Annotated in this window: 18 protein-coding genes; 11 read left to right on the forward strand and 7 right to left on the reverse strand. The window is 69.9% G+C overall.

Features of this window, described 5'->3' with window-relative positions:
- Both SD455_RS10100 and manA read left to right on the forward strand, forming a co-directional pair.
- Nucleotides 1–1,674 carry an LCP family protein gene (locus tag SD455_RS10100; protein WP_445508017.1) on the forward strand — a complete coding sequence of 558 codons (1,674 nt, stop codon included), beginning with the start codon at nucleotides 1–3 and terminating at the stop codon, nucleotides 1,672–1,674.
- A 117-nt stretch (nucleotides 1,675–1,791) separates the two neighbouring features.
- Nucleotides 1,792–3,024 (forward strand): mannose-6-phosphate isomerase, class I, encoded by a 1,233-nt coding sequence (gene manA, locus SD455_RS10105; RefSeq protein WP_445508018.1) that lies wholly within the window; start codon nucleotides 1,792–1,794, stop codon nucleotides 3,022–3,024.
- Here the strand turns inward: manA and SD455_RS10110 are convergent.
- The 6 genes from SD455_RS10110 to SD455_RS10135 form a co-directional block, all read right to left on the reverse strand.
- Nucleotides 2,970–3,227 carry a hypothetical protein gene (locus SD455_RS10110; RefSeq protein ID WP_311026053.1) on the reverse strand — a complete coding sequence of 86 codons (258 nt, stop codon included), beginning with the start codon at nucleotides 3,225–3,227 and terminating at the stop codon, nucleotides 2,970–2,972. The two genes, manA and SD455_RS10110, sit on opposite strands and share 55 nt — an antisense overlap.
- A 46-nt stretch (nucleotides 3,228–3,273) precedes the next feature.
- Nucleotides 3,274–4,245, reverse strand: coding sequence for a trypsin-like serine peptidase (locus SD455_RS10115; protein WP_445508019.1), 972 nt, complete (start codon nucleotides 4,243–4,245; stop codon nucleotides 3,274–3,276).
- A 233-nt stretch (nucleotides 4,246–4,478) separates the two neighbouring features.
- A complete protein-coding gene (locus SD455_RS10120) occupies nucleotides 4,479–5,378 on the reverse strand; it encodes a trypsin-like serine peptidase (protein WP_445508020.1) in 900 nt (299 codons plus the stop codon).
- 289 nt (nucleotides 5,379–5,667) lie between these two features.
- Complete coding sequence (gene glpX / locus SD455_RS10125) at nucleotides 5,668–6,729, reverse strand: class II fructose-bisphosphatase (protein WP_445508021.1); 1,062 nt, start codon at nucleotides 6,727–6,729, stop codon at nucleotides 5,668–5,670.
- Nucleotides 6,730–7,288: 559 nt separating this feature from the next.
- Complete coding sequence (locus SD455_RS10130) at nucleotides 7,289–8,992, reverse strand: AMP-binding protein (protein ID WP_445508022.1); 1,704 nt, start codon at nucleotides 8,990–8,992, stop codon at nucleotides 7,289–7,291.
- A gap of 91 nt (nucleotides 8,993–9,083) precedes the next feature.
- Nucleotides 9,084–9,740 (reverse strand): TetR/AcrR family transcriptional regulator, encoded by a 657-nt coding sequence (locus SD455_RS10135; protein WP_445508023.1) that lies wholly within the window; start codon nucleotides 9,738–9,740, stop codon nucleotides 9,084–9,086.
- 168 nt (nucleotides 9,741–9,908) lie between these two features.
- Here SD455_RS10135 and SD455_RS10140 point away from each other — a divergent pair, with 168 nt between their 5' ends.
- From SD455_RS10140 to SD455_RS10160, 5 genes are read left to right on the forward strand one after another with little or no spacing between them, the layout of a single operon-like run.
- Nucleotides 9,909–11,537, forward strand: coding sequence for a carboxyl transferase domain-containing protein (locus SD455_RS10140; protein ID WP_445508024.1), 1,629 nt, complete (start codon nucleotides 9,909–9,911; stop codon nucleotides 11,535–11,537).
- Nucleotides 11,538–11,546: 9 nt separating this feature from the next.
- Nucleotides 11,547–13,556, forward strand: coding sequence for an ATP-binding protein (locus tag SD455_RS10145; RefSeq protein ID WP_445508025.1), 2,010 nt, complete (start codon nucleotides 11,547–11,549; stop codon nucleotides 13,554–13,556).
- 15 nt (nucleotides 13,557–13,571) lie between these two features.
- Nucleotides 13,572–14,738 carry an acyl-CoA dehydrogenase family protein gene (locus tag SD455_RS10150; RefSeq protein ID WP_311026077.1) on the forward strand — a complete coding sequence of 389 codons (1,167 nt, stop codon included), beginning with the start codon at nucleotides 13,572–13,574 and terminating at the stop codon, nucleotides 14,736–14,738.
- Nucleotides 14,735–15,256 carry a MaoC family dehydratase gene (locus SD455_RS10155; protein ID WP_445508026.1) on the forward strand — a complete coding sequence of 174 codons (522 nt, stop codon included), beginning with the start codon at nucleotides 14,735–14,737 and terminating at the stop codon, nucleotides 15,254–15,256. The genes SD455_RS10150 and SD455_RS10155 overlap by 4 nt, the downstream gene beginning before the upstream one ends.
- The gene (locus tag SD455_RS10160; RefSeq protein WP_445508027.1) at nucleotides 15,253–16,170 is read left to right on the forward strand and encodes an HpcH/HpaI aldolase/citrate lyase family protein; all 918 of its coding nucleotides are present in this window, start codon (nucleotides 15,253–15,255) and stop codon (nucleotides 16,168–16,170) included. The genes SD455_RS10155 and SD455_RS10160 overlap by 4 nt, the downstream gene beginning before the upstream one ends.
- Here SD455_RS10160 and SD455_RS10165 read toward each other — a convergent pair.
- The gene (locus tag SD455_RS10165) at nucleotides 16,126–16,872 is read right to left on the reverse strand and encodes a TVP38/TMEM64 family protein (protein ID WP_445508028.1); all 747 of its coding nucleotides are present in this window, start codon (nucleotides 16,870–16,872) and stop codon (nucleotides 16,126–16,128) included. The genes SD455_RS10160 and SD455_RS10165 overlap by 45 nt on opposite strands.
- 32 nt (nucleotides 16,873–16,904) lie before the next feature.
- Between SD455_RS10165 and SD455_RS10170 the strand changes: the two genes are divergently transcribed.
- From SD455_RS10170 to SD455_RS10185, 4 genes are all read left to right on the forward strand, one after another.
- Entirely contained in the window at nucleotides 16,905–17,510 is a 606-nt protein-coding gene (locus SD455_RS10170) for a GNAT family N-acetyltransferase (protein WP_085437655.1), read from the forward strand.
- 46 nt (nucleotides 17,511–17,556) lie between these two features.
- The gene (locus tag SD455_RS10175) at nucleotides 17,557–18,228 is read left to right on the forward strand and encodes a DUF4245 domain-containing protein (protein ID WP_445508029.1); all 672 of its coding nucleotides are present in this window, start codon (nucleotides 17,557–17,559) and stop codon (nucleotides 18,226–18,228) included.
- Nucleotides 18,229–18,292: 64 nt separating this feature from the next.
- Nucleotides 18,293–18,925 (forward strand): carbonic anhydrase, encoded by a 633-nt coding sequence (locus SD455_RS10180; protein WP_445508030.1) that lies wholly within the window; start codon nucleotides 18,293–18,295, stop codon nucleotides 18,923–18,925.
- Nucleotides 18,926–18,997: 72 nt separating this feature from the next.
- Nucleotides 18,998–20,422, forward strand: coding sequence for a class II fumarate hydratase (locus SD455_RS10185; protein ID WP_070161618.1), 1,425 nt, complete (start codon nucleotides 18,998–19,000; stop codon nucleotides 20,420–20,422).
- Nucleotides 20,423–20,441: the final 19 nt, after the last annotated feature.

The following is a 20,441-nucleotide window of genomic DNA, read 5'->3' on the forward strand; positions in this document are numbered from 1 at the left end:
ATGAGCGACCCCACCGTCACCTATCACCGCTTCTCCACCGAGCCGGACGTCGTCCGGCGGCCGGAGAACGGTTCCGTCACCGACCGCACCCGTCGGGCGGTGCTGCTGCTCGCGCTGACGCTGGTCGTCCCGGGCGCGGCGCAGATCGCAGCCGGGCACCGCGGCTTCGGGCGCAAGGCGCTGGCCGTCACGGTGAGCGTGTGGGCGGTGGTGCTGGTCGGCGTCGTGATGTTCTTCACCCTGCGCGGACTGCTGCTGGGCCTGATGACGCGGCCCTTCGTGATGTGGCTGGTCGCCGTGCTGCTGGTCGCGCTGGCCGTCGGGTGGGCCGTGCTGTGGATCGACACCTTCCGGCTGCTGCGCCTGTCCACCCTGGCTCCCGGTCTGAAACCGATCGTCACCGTGGCCACGGTGGTGCTGATGGTGGTGACCTCCGGCTCGCTGGGCTACGGGGCGCATCTGGTGAACCAGTCGCGCGAGTCGTTCTCCGGGATCTTCGGCTCCGGCCCGGCCATCGACGCCGTCGACGGCCGCTACAACTTCCTGCTCCTCGGCGCCGACGCCGGGGAGGGGCGCCAGGGCCTGCGCCCGGACTCCATCCACGTGGTCAGCGTCAACGAACGCACCGGCGAGTCCATCCTCATCTCGATCCCGCGGAACTTCCAGAACGCGCAGTTCAGCGAGGACTCCCCGCTGTGGGATGTGTATCCGGACGGGTACAGCTGCGGCAACGAATGCATCATCAACTTCCTGTATACGGATGTGATGAACCAGCACCAGGACCTCTACCCCGACGCCGAGGACCCGGGCGCCGAGGCCATGATGGACGCCGCCTCGGGCATCCTGGACCTCGAGGTCAAGGGCTACGTGATGGTGGACATGGACGGTTTCGCCCAGCTCATCGACGCGATGGGTGGGGTCACCGTCGACTCCGGCGGCTGGGTCCCCTACCGGGGCCCGCGTCCGGACGGCACCTGGGGCGACAACTGGTGGGGTCCGGGCGAATACACGTTCAGCGGCAAGGACGCCCTGGCCTACGCCCGGTCCCGGACCTTCTCCTCGGACTACAACCGCATCCAGCGCCAGCAGTGCATCCAACAGGCGATGATCGCCCAGTTCAATCCGCAGACCCTGCTGACCCGGTTCACCGAGATCATGGACGCCGGCGAGCAGGTGGTGGAGACCAACCTGCCGCAGCACCAGCTCGGCTCCTTCCTCGACCTCGCGGTGGACGCCAAGGAGCGCGAGCCGCAGCGCCTGGTGCTGGGCGCCCCCGACTTCGGCACCGCCGGGGAGCAGTTCTCCACCTACCCTGACTTCGACCAGATCCACCAGCGGGTGGACGAACTGATCGAGAACGAAGAGGACGACGGCGGCTGGTTCGGCTCCCTCGGAGCCGTCGGCACCACCGTGGGCACGGTGACGTTCTCCCCCGGGACCGGATCTCCGAGCGGCGGCGCCTCCGCCTCAGGCACGGTGCCGGCGTCGGTGGAGACCCGCGACGCCGCGGAGGACGACGAACCGTCCATCGAGGACAACGAGGTCGAGATGCCGACCCAACCGGACGGCTCCCCGCTGACGGCGGAGTACCTGCGCGACCTGCAGGACGCCGGACAGACGGGAGTCCTGGAGCAGGCGGCGTCCAGCAACTACGAGTGCACGCCGCTGCGCTGAGGACAGGGGCGGCCGCGCCGGGCGGCTTCCTGGGAGGTTGACCACAGTTCCCTGGACGAGGCCCGGAATCGGACGGATCATGGCCTCCCCGCTGGTAATGTTCTCGCGATGCTCAGGATGACCAACCCCGTGCGGCACTACGCCTGGGGCTCCGCCACCGCCTTCCCGCGGCTCTTCGGCATGCCCGCCGACGGGCCGCAGGCCGAACTGTGGATGGGCGCCCACCCGGCCGCGCCGTCCGAGGTGCTCCTCGACGGCGCCCGGATCAGCCTCGACCATCTCCCGGCACACCGTCCGGAGATGCTCGGTGACCTCCCCGAGCTCCCCTTCCTGTTCAAGGTGCTGGCGGCAGAACAGCCCCTGTCCATCCAGACCCACCCCACCGCCGAACGGGCCCGGGCCGGCTACGCGGCGGAGGAGGCCGCCGGGGTTCCGCTGGACTCCCCAAGGCGCCGCTATGTGGACGCCCACCACAAGCCTGAGCTGGTGGTGGCGGTCGAGCACTTCTCGGCCCTGTGCGGATTCCGGCCCGGCCCCGAGGCCGCCGCCGACGTCGCCGCCGTGGCGGACCTGCTCCGCACCGCGGGCACGGGATCGGAGGGCCCGGCGGACACCGCACGAGTGGACGAGGCGCTGAATCAGCTGCGGACTCTGTTGGAGGCCGAGCGCCTGGCAGAGGCCCTGGAGCTGATCCTGCGGGACGCGCACGGCGGCTTCGCGCAGGCCGCAGACCTCGTGGTGCCCGCCCTGGAGTCCGTGCGCCCTGGCTCTGCGCTCTGCGACGGGGCGGCGGACACGCTCCGGCGCGCCGGCGGCGCCTTCCCGGGCGACCCCGGGGTGATCGTCACCCTGCTGCTGAACCGGGTGGACCTCTCCCCCGGTGAGGCCCTGTACCTGCCCGCCGGAAACCTGCACGCCTACCTGCACGGAGTGGCGGTGGAGATCATGGCCAGCTCCGACAACGTGCTGCGCGGCGGGCTCACCGCCAAGCCGGTGGACGTCGATGAGCTGCTGGCGGTCACGACCCCTGCCGTGCTGCCGCTTCCGTGGTGCACGCCCGAACCGGTCTCGGAGCGGTGGCACCGCTACGCCCCGCCGTGCGAGGAGTTCCGACTGGACCGTCTGGAGCTGGACGACGGCGACACCGCGACCTGGGCTCCCCAGGACGGTCCCGCCGTCGTGCTGTGCCTCCGCGGCGAGGTCCTGCTTCGGAGCGACGCTTCAGAGATCGCAGTGGGCGCCGGCGAGTCCGTCCTCCTGACCGCTGGCGAGCGAGCTGTGCTGACCTCCGAGGGTCAGTCGGAGGTGTTCGTCGCCTCACCCGGTGCAGTGCCGTCGTCGGCGCTCTGATCCGTGGACTCCCCGTCGTCCTTCTTCCTGTCACCCTGGAGCGTCATCGGTCGGGGGCGGGCGGCCCGGCGTCGCTTCTCGGTCCAGTAGGCGCGGACCTGCTCCGGGTCCTGCTCCGGGCGATGTGAGACGACCGCCGAGGGCGCCTCCTCCTCGGCGTCGTCGCCGGGTGATGAGCTGAGGTGTCCCTCGACGGTCGTCATCGTGTCATCCTCTCCTCAGGGCCTGAGCCCCGATGATACGCCGTCCTCAGCGCGTGGAGGCGTAGTCATAGAGCTGCTCTGCCCCGGAGCCGAAGTACGGCCCGAACATCACGTCCGGCAGGAAGGTGTACCCGTAGGAGTTCACAGAGTTCTGGGCCCCGCCGGTCCCCTGACCGAGGAACCAGGGGCCGCCGGAGGAGCCGCCGGTCATGTTGCACGGGATGCCCTGAGTGCTGCTGCCCATCGGGTCGCTCGTGGCGGTGCCGTGGCAGCTGTGGAGCTCCTGGCCGTTGAAGGGCGCGGCGGCCGGATAGCCGTAGGCGCTGTAGTACTGGCCGCGCGGCTGGTTGAAGGCGATCGGCGACGCCGCCCCCACCTGCTGCTGCACGGTGGTGCCGCCCTTGGTCTCGAGGACCGCGAAGGCGTAGTCATGCTCGAAGTCGCCGCGGTTCGCCCACTCGGCGGAGGTCACCAGCTCTTCTGCGGCCCACACGCCGTGCTCGGACTCGCCGTAGTCGTAGGCAGGGGCGAAGACGAAGTTGCGCGCGAACTGGCCGCCGTTTCCGTCGTGCAGGCAGTGCCCCGCGGTGGCCACCGTGGACTGGTTCGCCGAGGCCACGATGTTGGCGGAGCAGACGAAGTCGCCCTGGTTGGTGGAGAAGAAGACCTTGCCGATATGCGGGCTGTCGGCCGGGTTCTGCAACTGGCTGCGGTGCGGGGACACCGTGCGCGGGTTCGCCGCTTCGATGTCACTGAAGACGTCTTGCAGGCTGGCCCCGTCGATCTCGTCGATGAGCTCCGTCTCCACCGGCTCGGCCTCGGCCATCCGCTCAGGAGTCCAGTACTCCTCGGCGGCCTCCTGGTCTGCGTCCGGCACGGCCTCGACCTCTGCCTGGTCCGGGCCCGCCCCCTGCCCCGGGTATGTCGTGGAGTCTGCCGCGACGGGGGTCGCCGTCACCAGTGCGGCAGCGCTCAGTCCGAGGACACCGCCCAGGCTCATGATTCGCCTGATGCTCATGCTTGTTCTCCCCTTTCAGGAGTGTCATGGAATCATCACGGCCGGATCTCTGGCCGTGACCTACGACACGGTAGCAACGCGATTCACATCTGTGAAGAGGTTGCGGGAAGAAAGTAACTCCACAGTCACATGAGCTGGGCTCTGACACCGCGGATGCGGCGTCAGGAATCATCACTCCAGGTCAGAGCCCTGCAGAATGCATCGAGCGCCCCGGCAGGAGGTGGGAGCCGCCGTCACTTCGACGAGGCGTGGTCGTAGAGCTGCTCAGCCCCGTCACCGAAGTACGGTCCATACATGGAGTCGGGGTCGGCGTCGTACTTATACGAGTTCACAGAGTTCTGCTCGCCCCCTGAGAGGAACCATGGACCGCCGGAGGCCCCGCCGGTCATGTCGCAGTCGATGCCTTGGGTGCTGCGGCCGGCGGGGTCATCGCTGGCCGTTCCCTCGCACCGGCGCAGCGTCTGCCCGTCATACGGCGCCGCAGCGGGATACCCGTAAGCGATGTAGTCGAGCCCACGGGACTCGTTGAACGTGATGGGAGAGGACGCGCCGACCTCGTCCTGGACGGTCCTGCCGTTCTTCTCCTCGACCACGGCGAAGGCATAGTCGTGCTCCAGGTCGCTGCTCTGCACCCACTGCTTGGAGGCCACCAGCTCGGTCGCCGCCCAGACTCCATGCTCCGACTCACCCTCGTCATAGGCCGGGGCGAACACGAACCTCTCCGCGAAGCCTCCCCCGGCGCCGTCGTGCAGGCAGTGCCCGGCGGTCGCCACGGTGGAGCGGTTCTCGGATGCCACCAGGTTGGCCGAGCAGACCTTGTCCCCAGACGGCGTCGAGAAGAAGACCTTGCCCACGTGTGGAACGGACGAGGGGTCACCGAGGCTGCTCTGCGATCCTGCCGCCACCACCAGCGGCGACGGCGCAGCCGACGAGACCGTCCGCGGGGTCCCGGAGTGCGCGCCGGAGAAGACATCGCGGATCCGGGCCTGAGCGTTCTCCGCCACATGCGGCACGGGCGGACGCGCCTGCGCCATGCGCCGAGGCGTCCAGTACTCGGTGGCCGCAATCCTGTCCGCTGCCGGAACCTCAAGTGCCTCCACCACACTCCGGGCCCGTTCGTGGGCGTTGCCCATCACGTCATCCACGGGCGGCGACCCCTGGGCCGACGCGACGCCGGACCCCGCCGTGGTCAGGAGCAACGCTCCCAGCCCGAGTGCTGCTCCCGCTCCGAACCTCCGACGTCCGACCACAGTTCGCCCCTCTCCGCCCGTCTCCAGGCGCCTCAAAGAACCCCAGGGCGCCGGCGGTGACCACTCACGGAGTCCGTCGGCGCTTCATGACGCGGGTCACGCTAGTACATGACGGACGGAGCCGGAAGGGCTGGCTGACCAGGGGCGTGGAGGACCGCGAGGGGCGCCGTCATCACGCGCGGGTGTAAGACTCCCATTTCCGAGCCTGGTGCTCCGCCTCCACGGTGCGAACCGTCCCGGACTTGGCGCGCATGACGATGGACTGGGTGGTGACCCGATCCCCCTCGTAGCGGACCCCCCGGAGCAGATCGCCGTCGGTGATCCCCGTGGCGGCGAAGTAGCAGTTGTCCGAGGTGACGAGCTGATCAGTGGTGAGGATGTCGTCGACGTCGTGGCCGGCCGCGGCGGCGGCCTCCCGCTCGGCTTCGTCGGTCGGAGCCAGGCGCCCCTGGATCACGCCGCCGATCGCGCGGATCGCGCAGGCGGTCACGATGCCCTCCGGCGTGCCGCCGATCCCCATGAGCGCATCCACACCCGAGCCTTCTCGGGCTGCGGCGATGCCGCCGGCGACGTCGCCGTCCATGATGAAGCGGGTGCGGGCGCCGGCGTCCCGGATCTCCTCCACGAGCTTCGCGTGGCGGGGCCGATCCAGCACGCACACGTTGAGCTGGTTGATCCTCTTGCCCTTGGCCTTGGCGATGAGGTGCAGGTTCTGCTTCACGGGCAGGCGGAGGTCCACCATGTCGGCCGCCTCGGGGCCCGTGACGAGCTTGTCCATGTAGAACACCGCGGAGGGGTCGAACATGGAGCCGCGCTCCGCGACCGCCAGAACGGCCAGCGCGTTGTTGTAGCCCAGTGCCGTCAGACGGGTGCCGTCGATGGGGTCCACGGCGACGTCGGCTTCGGGACCGGCGCCGTTGCCGACCCGCTCACCGTTGAAGAGCATCGGGGCTTCGTCCTTCTCTCCCTCTCCGATGACCACCACTCCGTTGAGGTTCACGGTGTCGAGCAGGGAGCGCATGGCGTCGACAGCGGCACCGTCGGCACCGTTCTTGTCACCTCGGCCGACCCAGGCGCCGCCCGCGATGGCGGCCGCCTCGGTCACGCGGACGAGTTCGAGGGCGAGGTTGCGATCCGGCTCAGAGTCCCCCACCGCCAGCCGCGGCGAGAGGTGCGAGTAGCTCTGCTGGCTCCCGGCGCTCGGTGCGGGGGTCGTCGTTTCAGTCTCGGACACGTTGGACACGTCGTCAGCCACCTGTTCGTCTCGCCGTGGACGGCCTCATCGCCGCCCGTTGCTGTCGGTGCCTCGATGATATCGCGGGGGTGTGACCGGGACCGCGGTTACCAGCGGGTTCCCACGCGTATGACGTGTAAGGATCTGCTGACGAGACTCTGGTGCGCATGTGAGACGCGTCGTCCGGGCGGGGTTCGGATGCCTGGCCGGGCTCAGTGGCGGGCCGGCGCCGGGAGTCGGACCTGACCGTGCGTTTTGGCCGGCTGGTCCCGCTCCTCCGGGATGTGTCAGAGGGTGCAGGAAGACTGAGCAACACCAGGAGGAGCCGGGGAAGGACCCCCGCGAGAGGGCAGCCGGGTAGAGCGTCCCGGCAGGGGCGGCAGAGACGAGCACCCCAGCAGAGGCCGAGGCCGCCTACTATCAATCACACGAGCCCGCCCGGGCACCCGCATAAAGACCGGAACAGAACCCAGGGCGGTTCACTGACACACCGCGCCACCACCCACACCACACCGGCACGGATCACCAGCTGAGGACGGCACCCACCCAGGTGCCGCCCTCAGCCGGCGCGCGCGTCGTCGACCGCTCCAGGGGTGGCGAGCAGGTCGAGGGCTTCTTCCCGCATCTGCACCTTCCGCACCTTCCCGGTCACGGTGGTGGGGAATTCGTCCACCACCGTCACGTACCGAGGAATCTTGTAGCGCGCCAGGCGTCCTTCGCAGAACTCGCGCAGCGCCGTCGCAGTGAGCCGCTCGGCCCCGACGCGCAGCCGCACCCAGGCCATGAGCTCCTCTCCGTACTTCTCGTCCGGCACTCCGATGACCTGGGCGTCCACGATGTCGGGGTGGGTATAGAGGAACTCCTCGATCTCGCGCGGGTAGATGTTCTCCCCACCGCGGATCACCATGTCCTTCATCCGCCCGGTGATCTGCACGTAGCCCTCGGCGTCCATACGTGCCATGTCTCCGGTGCGCATCCATCCGTGGGGGTCAACGGCTTCGGCGGTCTTCTCCGGCTGCTCCCAGTAGCCCTGCATCACAAGGTACCCGCGGGTGCAGAGTTCGCCGTCGCTGTCCACGGGGAGGGTCTCCCCGGTGACCGGATCCGCCACTTTGACCTCGGCGTGGGGCACCACCCGACCCACGGTCCCTACGCGCCGGTCCAGCTCGTCGTCCGTCCGGGTCTGCAGAGACACCGGGGAGGTCTCGGTCATCCCGTAGCAGATGGTGACCTCCTCCATGTGCATCACCTCGATGACCTGACGCATGATCTCCTCCGGGCACGGTGAGCCGGCCATGATGCCGGTGCGCAGGCTGCTCAGGTCGACGTCGCCCAGATCCTCCAGGCCGAGCTCGGCGATGAACATGGTCGGCACCCCATAGAGGCTCGTGCACCGTTCATCCTGCACCGCCTGCAACGTCCTTCGGGCATCGAACGCCGGGGCGGGAATGACCATCGTCGCGCCGTGGGTGGTGGCGCCCAGGTTGCCCATGACCATGCCGAAGCAGTGGTAGAAGGGCACGGGGATGCAGATTCGGTCCTGCTCGGTGTATCGGCAGACCTCCCCCACGAAGAAGCCGTTGTTGAGGATGTTGCGGTGGCTCAGCGTGGCACCCTTGGGGAACCCGGTGGTGCCGGAGGTGTACTGGATGTTGATCGGGTCTTCGGGCGTCAGGTCCTCCGCGACGGCGTCGAGGAGGACCTCATCCGGTTCCGCCGGGAGCAGCTGCTCCCATTCCGGGGACCCCATGATGACGCTGAGCTCCAAGGCTCCGAGCTCATCGTCCGCGCGGGCCAGCATGCTCGGATAGTCCTGACCCCGGAACTCATCGGAGGCGACGACGGCGGTGATGCCGGCCTGCTGCAGGACATAGGTCAGCTCATGCTGACGGTAGGACGGGTTGATGGTCACCAAGATCGCACCCAGCTCGGCGGTGGCGTACTGGGTCAGCGTCCATTCCCAGCGGTTGGGGCCCCAGACGCCGACCCGTTGCCCCGTCCGGACGCCTGCCCGATGCAGTCCTGTGGCCAGCCGTCGCACGTCGCGCCGGAACTCGGCGTAGGTCCAGCGCCTGTCGGCGTGCAGATCCACCAACGCCTCCCGCTCGCCGAATCGTAGCGTCGTGTCGCGGAGGTTCGCGCCGATCGTGGACTCCAGCAGCGGAGGCTCGCAGGGGCCGACGTCGTGGGCGACTCTCAGCCGGCCGGCCTGCTGGGCCGCGCCGTCGTGGAGATCCTCGGGGGTGTCATGGCTCAGGCTCATCTGCACTCCGCATCGTGGATTTCAGTGAATGCCGACAAACCCGAAGCTAGCAGGACAGTGTTGCACGTCACAACACCTCTGACGCCGACGCTCAGCGCGACATCTCCACCTCTGCGGCGGCCTGCGCCATGACCTCGAGCGCACGCGCGCCGACCTCCATGGTCTCGGCCGAGGGCGCCCGGCCGTGGACGTGCTTCAGCGAATGCGCCGTGGAGTTGATCAGCCCGAAGAGCCCATGGACGCGAAGGCTCAGCTCCTCCGATCCGGCCGCGGGATGCAGGGCGCGGACGGCGTCCACCCAGATGTCCATGTACTCGCGCTGCATGCGACGGATCCGCCGACGGTCGGGCTCGGCCAGCCGCCCCAGCTCCTGCTCCTGGACGCGGATGACCTCGGGATTGCGCAGCGCGAAGCGGACCTGAAAGGCGATGAGCCGCCGGAGCCGCTCCTCAGGGATTTCTGCGCCCGCACCCAGTGCCCTCCCTCCGTCCAGCAGCTCCTGGCTCACCTCGAGCAGCAGCTGGCCCAGCATGTCCCGTTTGCCCTTGAAGTGCCGATAGATGGCCTGCCCGGTGACGCCCGCCTCGCTGCCGATGTCGTCCAGCGCCACTGAGGCGAAGCCTCGGGTGCCGAACAGCCGGCCCGCCGCCTCGAGCAGGTCGCGCCGCCGGCGGTCCTTCTCCTGCTGGCGCCGGGTCCGCGGCGGACCCGACGACTCGCCCGACCCGCCGTCGAGGATGGACATCATGTGATCACCGCCACTAGAGTTGCTTTCAGTGAACCATCGTTCACTCAAATCTACCGGACGTCGGACCTGACCGGCACCGGATCTGACCGGCACCGGATCTGACCGGCACCGGATCTGACCGGCACCGGATCTGCTGGACACCCAACTGCAGGACACCAGGAGGAAGACGTGGAGCCACGGGGCATCTCGCACACCCTCTCCACCGCCGTGGACCCCCGGGACAAGACCTTCGCGGCCAACGCCCGCCGGAACCGCGAACTGCGCGACCAGCTGCACCAGACCCTGCGCCGCACCGCCCTCGGCGGCTCCGAGGCGTCACGACGTCGGCATCAGCAGCGCGGCAAACTGCTCCCCCGCGAGCGCGTGGACCGGCTGCTCGACGCCGGCAGCCCGTTCCTGGAGATCGGCGCACTGGCCGCCCACGGCATGTACGACGACGCCTCCCCCGGCGCCGGAATCATCACCGGCATCGGGCTGGTCCACGGTCGGCCCGTGATGGTGGTGTGCAACGACTCCACCGTCAAAGGCGGCACCTACTTCCCCGTCACGGTGAAGAAGCACCTGCGGGCTCAGCGGATCGCCCAGGAGAACCGGCTGCCGTGCCTCTACCTGGTGGACTCGGGCGGGGCGTACCTGCCGCTGCAGGACGAGGTGTTCCCGGATGAGGACCACTTCGGCCGCATCTTCTACCACCAGGCCCAGCTCTCCGCGCAGGGCATCCCGCAGATCGCCGCGGTCATGGGCTCCTGCACCGCCGGCGGGGCCTATGTGCCCGCCATGAGCGACGAGTCAGTGATCGTGCGGAACCAGGGCACCATCTTTCTGGGCGGGCCTCCGCTGGTGAAGGCGGCCACCGGAGAGGTCGTCACGCCCGAGGAGCTCGGGGGCGCGAAGGTCCACACCGCCGAGTCCGGCGTGGCGGACCACATCGCCGAGGACGACGACCACGCTCTCCAGATCCTCCGCGACATCGTCGCCACCCTCCCCGCTCCCGCGCCGCGGGCCTGGGAGCCTGCCTCCGAGGTCCGCCCCCCGCGGCTGGACGTGGGTGACCTGGACGGCATCATTCCTCAGGACGTCAATCAGCCCTACGACGTCCACGAGGTGATCGCCCGGATCGTCGACGACGGCGCCTTCCACGAGTTCAAACGCGACTACGGCACCACCTTGGTCACCGGATTCGCCCACGTGGACGGGCACCCCGTCGGCATCGTGGCGAACAACGGGATCCTGTTCTCCGAGTCCTCCCTGAAGGGCGCGCACTTCATCGAGCTGTGCGACCAGCGGGGCATTCCTCTGCTGTTCCTGCAGAACATCTCCGGGTTCATGGTCGGCCGTGACTACGAGGCCGGAGGAATCGCGAAGCACGGCGCCAAGATGGTCACCGCCGTGGCCACCACCCGGGTCCCGAAGATCACGGTGGTCATCGGGGGCTCGTTCGGGGCCGGGAACTACTCCATGTGCGGGCGCGCCTACTCGCCCCGGTTCCTGTTCATGTGGCCCAATGCGCGGATCTCCGTGATGGGCGGCGAGCAGGCCGCTTCCGTGCTGGCCACCGTGAAGCGCGACCAGCTCGAGGCCGCAGGCGAGACCTGGAGCCCCGAGGAGGAGGACGCGTTCAAGGCGCCGATCCGTCAGACCTACGAGGACCAGGGACAGCCGTACTATTCCACCGCCCGGCTCTGGGACGACGGCATCATCGACCCCGCCGACACCCGCCGGGTGCTCTCCATGGCGCTGGAGGTCTGCTCGCGGACCCCGCTGCCGGCGTCGGGCTTCGGCCTGTTCAGGATGTAGGAGGCCAGCATGGACCAGCTCTTCACCACCGTCCTGGTGGCCAACCGCGGAGAGATCGCCTGCCGGGTGATCTCCACCCTGCATCGCCTGGGCATCACCGCGGTGGCCGTGCATTCCGAGGCCGACGTCGACGCCGCCCACGTGCGGATGGCTGACCGTTCGGTCTGCCTCGGCCCCGCCGCGGCCTCCGCCTCTTATCTGGACGTCGACGCCGTGATCGAGGCCGCCCGCACCACCGGGGCCGAGGCCATCCACCCCGGCTACGGCTTCCTCTCCGAGAACGCCGCCTTCGCGCGGGCCTGCGAGGCCGCCGGAGTCGTCTTCATCGGCCCCGGGGCGCAGGCGCTGGAGATCATGGGGGACAAGATCCGGGCCAAGGAGCATGTGGCCGCGGCCGGGGTGCCGCTGGTCGACGGCGTGTCCGCCCCGGGCCTCGACGACGACGCCCTGGTCGAGGCCGCCGCCGGGATGACCTACCCGGTGCTGATCAAGCCCTCGGCGGGCGGCGGCGGCAAAGGCATGCAGGTCGTGGAGCGCCCCGAGGAGCTGGCCGAGGCCCTGCCGGCGGCCCGCCGCGTGGCCCAGGCGGCCTTCGGCGACGACTCGCTGATGATCGAGCAGCTGATCCGCAGCCCCCGGCACATCGAGGTCCAGGTCCTCGCCGACTCCCACGGCGACGTCATCCACCTGGGCGAACGCGAATGCTCCCTGCAGCGCCGTCATCAGAAGGTGATCGAAGAGGCACCCTCCCCCCTGCTGCTGGACACCGAGGACGGTGAGCAGATCCGGGCCCGGCTGGGCGAGGCGGCGTGCCAGGCCGCCCGGAGCGTTGACTACCGCGGGGCCGGCACGGTCGAGTTCCTCGTCTCCGACGAGGACCCCGGGACGTTCTTCTTCATGGAGATGAACACCCGGCTGCAGGTGGAGCACCCCGTCACCGAGGAGATCACCGGGGTGGACCTGGTGGAGCAGCAGATCCGGATCGCCGCCGGTCAGCCCCTGGCGCTGACCCAGGAGGACGTGAGGCTGACCGGGCACGCCGTCGAGGCCCGGGTGTACGCCGAGCAGCCCGAGGCCGGGTTCCTCCCGGCCACCGGGACGCTGCTGCGACTCCACGAGCCCTCCGGCGAGGGGGTCCGTGTGGACACCGGACTGCGGGCCGGACAGGCCATCGGCATCGACTACGACCCCATGCTGGCCAAGGTCATCGCCCACGCCCCGGACCGGGCCCAGGCCCTGTCCCGTCTGCACCGGGCGCTCGGACAGACGCTCATCCTCGGAGTGGAGACCAACCTGGCCTACCTGCGGGGCCTGCTCGACGATGACGACGTCCGGGCCGGACGCCTGGACACCACCCTGATCGCGCGGCGACTGCCGGACCTTGCGCTCCCCCGACCGGACGACGATCTGCTCACCGCCGCCGCCCTGCTGGTCGCCCAGCCCCGGCCGGTTCCTGGCGAAGGATGGGCCTGCGACGGCTGGCGCGCCGCCGTGCAGGCCGTGCCCTCGGTGCTGGTCACCCACGCCGGTGCCGACGGCCACACCCTGACCACCACCGTCCCCCTCGACGGCACAGCTTCCCTGGACGGCCCCGCCACGCCCGACGGCGGACCGGGCACCCACCTGCTCACCCGGCACGGGCGCAGCAGGCCGGTCGCCCTGGCCCGCGGAGACCGCTCCGACGCCGGGGTCGTCGTCTGGGCCTGGGCCGACGGGGTCACGGCACGGCTGACCGTGGCCGACCGGACCACCCAGACCCTGACCGCACTCGCCCGGCGGGAGGCGGAGCTCACCGAGGCCGCCCCCGAGGTGGCCGCCCCGCTGCCCGGCACCGTGATCGCCGTCGCCGTGACCAGCGGCGACACGGTCCGCGCCGGGGACCCGCTGGTGACGATCGAGGCCATGAAGATGGAGCATCGGCTGCTCGCCCCGTTCGACGGGACGGCGAACCTCGCCGTCGCCGCCGGGGAGCAGGTGTCGCTCGGCCAGGTGCTGGCGACCGTGACGAAGGAGGAGTGAGAAGTGGATCTACGTATGGACCACGTGCTCAGCGAGGAGCATCAGGCCCTGAAGGAGGCCGTCCGCGACTTCACCCAGGAGGTGGTCGCCCCCGTCTCTGCGGCGCACGACGCCGACCATTCCTTCCCCTACGAGGTGATCGCCCAGATGGGTGAGATGGGGCTGTTCGGACTGCCGTTCCCCGAGGAGCACGGCGGTCAGGGCGGCGACTACTTCGCGCTGTGCCTCGCACTGGAGGAGCTGGCGAAGGTGGACCAGTCGGTGGCAATCACCCTGGAGGCCGGCGTCTCTCTGGGGGCCATGCCCATCCACCGGTTCGGCACCGAGGCGCAGAAGCAGCGCTGGCTGCCGGAACTGACCAGCGGGCGACGGCTGGCCGGGTTCGGGCTCACCGAGTCCGAGGCGGGCTCCGACGCCGGAGGCACCCGCACCCGGGCGGTCCTCGACGGCGACGAGTGGGTCATCGACGGCACCAAGGAGTTCATCACCAACTCCGGCACCACGATCACCTCCCTGGTCACCGTCACCGCCGTCACCGGGGAGCAGCAGCTGCCCGACGGCCGGACCAAGAAGGAGATCTCCACGATCCTGGTGCCCACCGACACTCCCGGGTTCACCGCAGAGCCCGCCTATGACAAGGTCGGTTGGAACGCCTCGGACACGCATCCGCTGACCCTGTCCGGGGTCCGCGTGCCGCAGGAGAACCTGCTCGGCGAGCGCGGCCGCGGCTACGCGAACTTCCTGGGGATCCTGGACGAGGGCCGGATCGCGATCGCCGCCCTGGCCACCGGCGCGGCCCAGGGCTGTGTGGACGAGGCGGCGCGCTACGCCAAGGAACGGGAGACCTTCGGCGCCGCGATCGGCACCAACCAGGCGATCTCCTTCAAGATCGCCCGCATGCAGGCCCGGGCGCACTCGGCCCGGCTGGCCTACTACGACGCCGCGGCCCGCATGCTGGAGGGCCGTCCCTTCAAGACCGAGGCCGCCATCGCCAAGCTCATCGCCGGGGAGGCCGCCATGGACAACGCCCGCGACGCCACCCAGGTGTTCGGCGGCTACGGGTTCATCAACGAGTCCGTCGTCGCCCGGCACTACCGGGACTCCAAGATCCTGGAGATCGGGGAGGGCACCACCGAGGTGCAGCTGATGCTGATCGCCCGGAGCCTGGGGCTGGACGCATGAGCGAGCAGCGGATCATCCAGCAGCGAGGGCTCTACCTGGACGAGATCGAGGTCGGGGCGGTGTACCGGCACGCACCGGGACGCACCGTCACGGAAGCGGACAACGTCGGGTTCACCACCCTGACCATGAACACCCAGTCCCTGCACCTGGACGCCCACTGGGCCGCCCAGCAGCCCTTCGGCCGGCCCCTGGTGAACTCGATGTTCACCCTCTCCACGCTGGTCGGCGCGTCCGTGGCGCAGCTGACGCAGGGCACCATCGTGGCGAACCTCGGCTTCGAGGCCGTCTCGTTCCCGCATCCGCTGTTCCACGGCGACACCCTGTACTCGGAGTCGGAGATCCTGGACACGCGCCCCTCCGGCTCCCGTCCCGGGCAGGGCATCGCCCGGATCCGGCATCGAGGCCGCAACCAGGAGGGCACCGTGGTGGCCGAATGCGTCCGCTCCGTGATGCTCTGGGTCTCCGAGGAGGCCCACCGGTCCGGCACAGCAGAAGGCGCCTCAGGAGGATCCGCATGAGCCACCGTCGTGAGGTCAGCGGTCGGGCGTTCACCGCCGGGCCCACCCTGCTGTTCTGCCCGGCCGATCGTCCCGAACGCTACGCCAAGGCCGCCGAGCGGGCCGATGCGGTGATCCTCGACCTGGAGGACGCCGTCGCCGAGCCGGACAAGCCCGCGGCTCGAGATCACCTGCGTGCGCACCTGGATACGCTGGCCGGCCCGGAGGGCGCGGACCTGCGGGCCCGGACGGTGGTGCGGATCAGCCCTGCCGGCACCGAAGACTTCCACGCCGACGTCGCCCTGCTGGCCGGCAGCCCGGTGGAGCTGGTGATGCTCGCCAAGACCGAGTCCGCGCAGGACGTGGCCGCAGCCGCTGAGGCGCTGCCCGGGGTCGGACTGATCCCGCTGTGCGAGACCGCCGCAGGCGCCACCCGGGCCGAGCAGATCGCCTCCCACCCGCAGGTGGTGGCGGTGATGTGGGGCGCCGAAGACCTCATCGCCTCCCTCGGAGGCAGCTCCTCCCGCCGCGCCGACGGCCGCTACCGGGACGTGGCCCGGCATGCCCGCGCCCAGGTGCTGCTCGCCGCCGCCACCCACGGCGCCGCCGGGATCGACGCGATCTATGCGGACATCGACGACGTCACGGGCCTGGCGGAGGAGGCCGCCGACGCGGTGGCCAGCGGCTGGGCGGCCAAGGCCTGCATCCACCCGTCCCAGGTGCCGCTGATCCGGAAGGCCTACGCGCCCACGGCCGAGGAGCTGGAGCACGCCCGCGCCCTCCTGGCGCAGGTGCCCCACCACGGCGGTGCCTTCCGGTTCCGCGGGGCGATGGTGGACCTGCCGCTGATCCGCCACGCCGAGCAGGTCGTGCGCCGGGCAAAGGCGGCCTCAGCTGCGTCGACGGAACCGGTCACCCGGCAGCGGGCGCGATGAGGTGCCCTTCCAGGCGCGCAGCGCCCAGATGGTCATGGTGACCACCACCGCCCAGGCGCACAGCGCCACCGCAGCCGGGACCACGCCCGGCTCGGAGATGAACGAGCCGACGGCGACCAGGGACACCTGCCCCGGGACGGTGGAGATCAGCCCCGCCACCAGGAAGTCCCGCTGAGAGACTCCGAACGCGCCGGAGCCGTAGTTGACCGGCCAGTACGGCAGGCCGGGCATGAGCCGCAGCGTGGCCACCGCTTGGAACCCGGCGTCGGCCAGATGCCGCTCCACGGTGTCGGCGTGGGTGCCCAGCATCTTCACCACGGTGGCGCGTCCGAGCGCCCGGGCCAGCCAGTAGGCGCCCCAGCAGCCGATGAACACGCCGATGACCGAGAGGGCGCTGCCCTCCACGATGCCGAACAGCAGCCCTCCGGTGACCGCCATGATCGTCACCGGGATGGGAGTCATGGCCACGATCGCGTACAGCAGCACGAACACGATCCAGGCCGCCCAGCCGAGGCTCTCCATGTCCGCACGCAGCTCGTCCACGGACGGCAGCCGCACGTTGAAGGCCAGCCAGAGCATCAGCAGCAGCACCAGGACGAGCAGCGTGTTGCGCAGATAGGTGCCCCACTGCAGGCCGGTCCTGCCCACAGGTGCGGGTGCTGCGTCGTCGGGTGCTGCGTCGTCGGGCTGATCCTGACTCATCAGCACCACTGTACGGCGCTAGGCTGACACCTATGACCGCGGACACGACCTCTCAGCGCACCTTCCACGAGCTCTGCGCGGCCCGAGGCACGGCGTTCCCTGTGCTCACCGAGCGGCTGACCCTGAGCCCGTTCACGGCCGCCGACCTCGACGAGGTCTGGGAGTACTGGCGCCTGCCGGAGACCACCCACTGGATGTCCCGCCGGTACGAGGCCCCGGAGCAGCTCTGCGACCGGTGGCTGCCCCAGGGCTCCAAGTTCACCGTGCGACGCCGCAGCGACGGTGGGCTCGTAGGCGATGTGGGGGCGCGGCTGCAGGACGGCTGGGCCCAGCAGGAGGCGGCCGCTCAGGCCAGGGGCACGCAGGTCGAGCTGGACTGGACCCTCGCTCCGCAGCACCGGGCGCACGGATACGCCCGGGAGGCGGTACGGGCTCTCCTGGAGCTGGCCGCTGACCTGGGTGTCCGCAGGATGCATGCCGGGTGCTTCGCCGAGAACACCGGCTCCTGGCGGCTCATGGAGGCCCTGGGCATGCGCCGGGAGACCTCCACGGTCCGGGAGTCGCTGCACCGGGACCTCGGCTGGCAGGACGGCGTCGGCTATGCCGTGCTGGCCGAGGAGCTTCCCGCCCGTCATTGACGGTCAGGTGGACGGAGCACCGGCAGAACTTTGGGACAATGGGCGGGTGACAGAACGCGAACAGGACCAGGCCCCGACCCCGCCCAAGCCCCAGCTGACCCCCGCCCAGTCGAAGCGGATCTCGCAGCCGATGATCGCGATGATCATCACCATGGCTGTGACGGTCGGAGCGGTCGCCGCGTTCTACATGATGAACCCTGAGCCGGACGTGGAGCCCTACCAGCGGGACGAGGACGTCCACCAGGAGGCCGCCTACGTGGCCGACGTCGCCACCTTCGCACCCCTGGCCCCCGAGGTGCCGGAGGGATGGTCCGCGAACTACGCCCGCTGGGAGACCAGGCCGGAGCACGGTGTGCCCGTCTGGGAGGTCGGCTACACCACCGACGCGGTCGACTTCATCGGCTTCGCCCAGACCGCCCAGGGCAACCCCACCTGGATCGCCGAAGAGACCCGGCAGGCCTCCCCCGCCGGCACGCACACGGTGGACGGCCTGGAGTTCGAGGTCCGTGACGGCGACCGTGACCGCACCTACTATGTCCTCACCGAGGAGGAGAACGACGTCGACGGCACCACCGTGGTCATCGGCGGAGACGCCTCCGAGGAGGAGTTCGACCTCGCCCTGGAGGCCGTGGTGGCGTCCCTGGGCGAAGACCCGCGGGACGACGCCGATCCCAGCCCCGGCGCCGACACCGATGAGGACTCCGACACAGCCCCGTGATCCGCCCTGCCCTAGTCTGAGAGCACCTGCCCGCCCAGCATCTCCACCACCTCCGAGGAGTACGATGACCGACGCCATCAGTCCTTCCCCCGCCCCCAGCCCCGCTGAGGTCTGGGAGCGCCTGCAGGCCGGCAACGCCCGGTTCGTCTCCGGGGAGGTCGCCCACCCCAACCAGAATGCTGCCCGCCGCAGCTCGCTGACCGACGGGCAGCACCCGATGGCCGTGATCTTCGGCTGCTCGGACTCCCGGCTGGCTGCAGAGATCATCTTCGACGTCGGACTGGGCGACGTGTTCGTGGTCCGCACCGCCGGCCAGGTGATCGACGACGCCGTCCTGGGGTCCCTGGAGTACAGCGTGGACGTGCTGGAGGTGCCGCTGATCGTGGTGCTCGGCCATGACTCCTGCGGCGCCGTCACCGCCGCCATGGAGTCCGCAGCCTCGGCCACCACCCCCACCGGATTCGTGCGCAGCCTGGTGGAGCGCATCACGCCCTCCGTGCTGGCCGCCCAGCGCCAGGGACTGACCACGGTCAACGAGACCGTGGAGGAGCACGTGAAGCAGACGGTCTCACGGATCACCGAGCACTCCCGCGCCATCTACGAGGCCGTCCAGGACGGCCGCACCGCGGTGATCGGTGTGACCTACCGGCTGGCTGAGGGACGCGCGGACCTGGTCAGCACCACCGGCGTGGTCTGAGCGCATCACGCGACGCGCTTCACAGTGCGACGGCTCGACGCGGAGCCTCACCGGCGTCCATAGAATGGGCCCATGACCCAGAACTCTGCTGCTGAGACCGAATACCGCATCGAGCGCGACACCATGGGTGAGGTGAAGGTGCCCGCCCACGCGCTGTACCGGGCCCAGACCCAGCGCGCCGTGGAGAACTTCCCCATCTCCGGACGCACCCTGGAGCGCGCCCACATCGAGGCGCTGGCCCGGGTGAAGAAGGCCGCCGCCCTGGCCAACCAGGAGCTGGGCGTGCTCGACGGCGAGCTCGCCGAGGCCATCGCCGGCGCCGCCGAGAAGGTGGCCTCCGGTGAGCTGGACGAGCACTTCCCGGTGGACGTGTTCCAGACCGGCTCCGGCACCTCCTCCAACATGAACACCAACGAGGTGCTGGCCACCCTGGCCAACCAGGCGCTGCAGGAGAAGGGCTCGGACAAGGAGGTCCACCCCAACGACCACGTCAACGCCTCGCAGTCCTCCAACGACGTCTTCCCCACCTCGGTGCACGTGGCCGCCACCGGTGCGCTGATCAACGACCTCAAGCCCGCCCTGGCCTACCTGGCCGAGGCCCTGGAGGCCAAAGCCGCCGAGTTCGCCGACGTCGTGAAGTCCGGCCGCACCCACCTGATGGATGCCACCCCGGTCACGCTGGGCCAGGAGTTCGCCGGCTACGCGGCGCAGGTCCGCTACGGCATCGAGCGCATCGACTCCTCCCTGCCGCGCGTGGCCGAGGTCCCGCTGGGCGGCACCGCCGTGGGCACCGGCATCAACACCCCCCTGGGCTTCGCGGAGAAGGCCATCGCCCACCTGGCCGAGGACACCGGCCTGCCCCTGACCGAGGCTCGCGACCACTTCGAGGCGCAGGCCAACCGGGACGGGCTCGTGGAGGCCTCCGGTCAGCTGCGCAACATCGCCTACTCGCTGATCAAGATCAACAACGACCTGCGCTGGATGGGTTCGGGCCCCAACACCGGGCTCGGCGAGATCGCCATCCCGGACCTGCAGCCGGGATCCTCCATCATGCCGGGCAAGGTGAACCCGGTCATCTGTGAGTCCGCCATCCAGGTGTGCGCCCAGGTGATCGGCAACGACACCACGGTGGCGCTGTCCTCCACCAACGGGGCCTTCGAGCTCAACGTCGGCATCCCGGTGATGGCGGCGAACCTGCTGGAGTCGGTCCGGCTGCTGAAGAACACCTCCTACGTGATGGCGGACAAGATGATCTCCGGGCTCACCGCCAACGAGGAGCGCTGTGCCTTCCTCGCCGGCGCCTCCCCCTCGGTGGTCACCCCGCTGAACAAGCACATCGGCTACGAGGCCGCCGCCGAGATCGCCAAGCATGCGGTCAAGAACAAGGTGACGGTCCGGGAGGCCGTGGTGGAGCTGGGCTACCTGGAGCGCGGCGAGCTCACCGAGGCGCAGCTGGACGAGGCCCTCGACGTGAAGTCCATGACCCAGCCGGGCTGATCCCCACCGCGCCGATCCC

This window comes from Nesterenkonia sp. K-15-9-6, assembly GCF_052656005.1.

Bases quoted from the DNA above. Each gene is read 5' to 3' on its own strand.
- SD455_RS10100 (WP_445508017.1), top strand. From the start codon at position 1: ATGAGCGACCCCACCGTCACCTATCACCGCTTCTCCACCGAGCCGGAC.
- manA (WP_445508018.1), top strand. From the start codon at position 1,792: ATGACCAACCCCGTGCGGCACTACGCCTGGGGCTCCGCCACCGCCTTC.
- SD455_RS10110 (WP_311026053.1), bottom strand. From the start codon at position 3,227: ATGACGACCGTCGAGGGACACCTCAGCTCATCACCCGGCGACGACGCC.
- SD455_RS10115 (WP_445508019.1), bottom strand. From the start codon at position 4,245: ATGAGCATCAGGCGAATCATGAGCCTGGGCGGTGTCCTCGGACTGAGC.
- SD455_RS10120 (WP_445508020.1), bottom strand. From the start codon at position 5,378: ATGGGCAACGCCCACGAACGGGCCCGGAGTGTGGTGGAGGCACTTGAG.
- SD455_RS10130 (WP_445508022.1), bottom strand. From the start codon at position 8,992: ATGAGCCTGAGCCATGACACCCCCGAGGATCTCCACGACGGCGCGGCC.
- SD455_RS10135 (WP_445508023.1), bottom strand. From the start codon at position 9,740: ATGATGTCCATCCTCGACGGCGGGTCGGGCGAGTCGTCGGGTCCGCCG.
- SD455_RS10145 (WP_445508025.1), top strand. From the start codon at position 11,547: ATGGACCAGCTCTTCACCACCGTCCTGGTGGCCAACCGCGGAGAGATC.
- SD455_RS10150 (WP_311026077.1), top strand. From the start codon at position 13,572: ATGGACCACGTGCTCAGCGAGGAGCATCAGGCCCTGAAGGAGGCCGTC.
- SD455_RS10155 (WP_445508026.1), top strand. From the start codon at position 14,735: ATGAGCGAGCAGCGGATCATCCAGCAGCGAGGGCTCTACCTGGACGAG.
- SD455_RS10160 (WP_445508027.1), top strand. From the start codon at position 15,253: ATGAGCCACCGTCGTGAGGTCAGCGGTCGGGCGTTCACCGCCGGGCCC.
- SD455_RS10165 (WP_445508028.1), bottom strand. From the start codon at position 16,872: ATGAGTCAGGATCAGCCCGACGACGCAGCACCCGACGACGCAGCACCC.
- SD455_RS10170 (WP_085437655.1), top strand. From the start codon at position 16,905: ATGACCGCGGACACGACCTCTCAGCGCACCTTCCACGAGCTCTGCGCG.
- SD455_RS10180 (WP_445508030.1), top strand. From the start codon at position 18,293: ATGACCGACGCCATCAGTCCTTCCCCCGCCCCCAGCCCCGCTGAGGTC.
- SD455_RS10185 (WP_070161618.1), top strand. From the start codon at position 18,998: ATGACCCAGAACTCTGCTGCTGAGACCGAATACCGCATCGAGCGCGAC.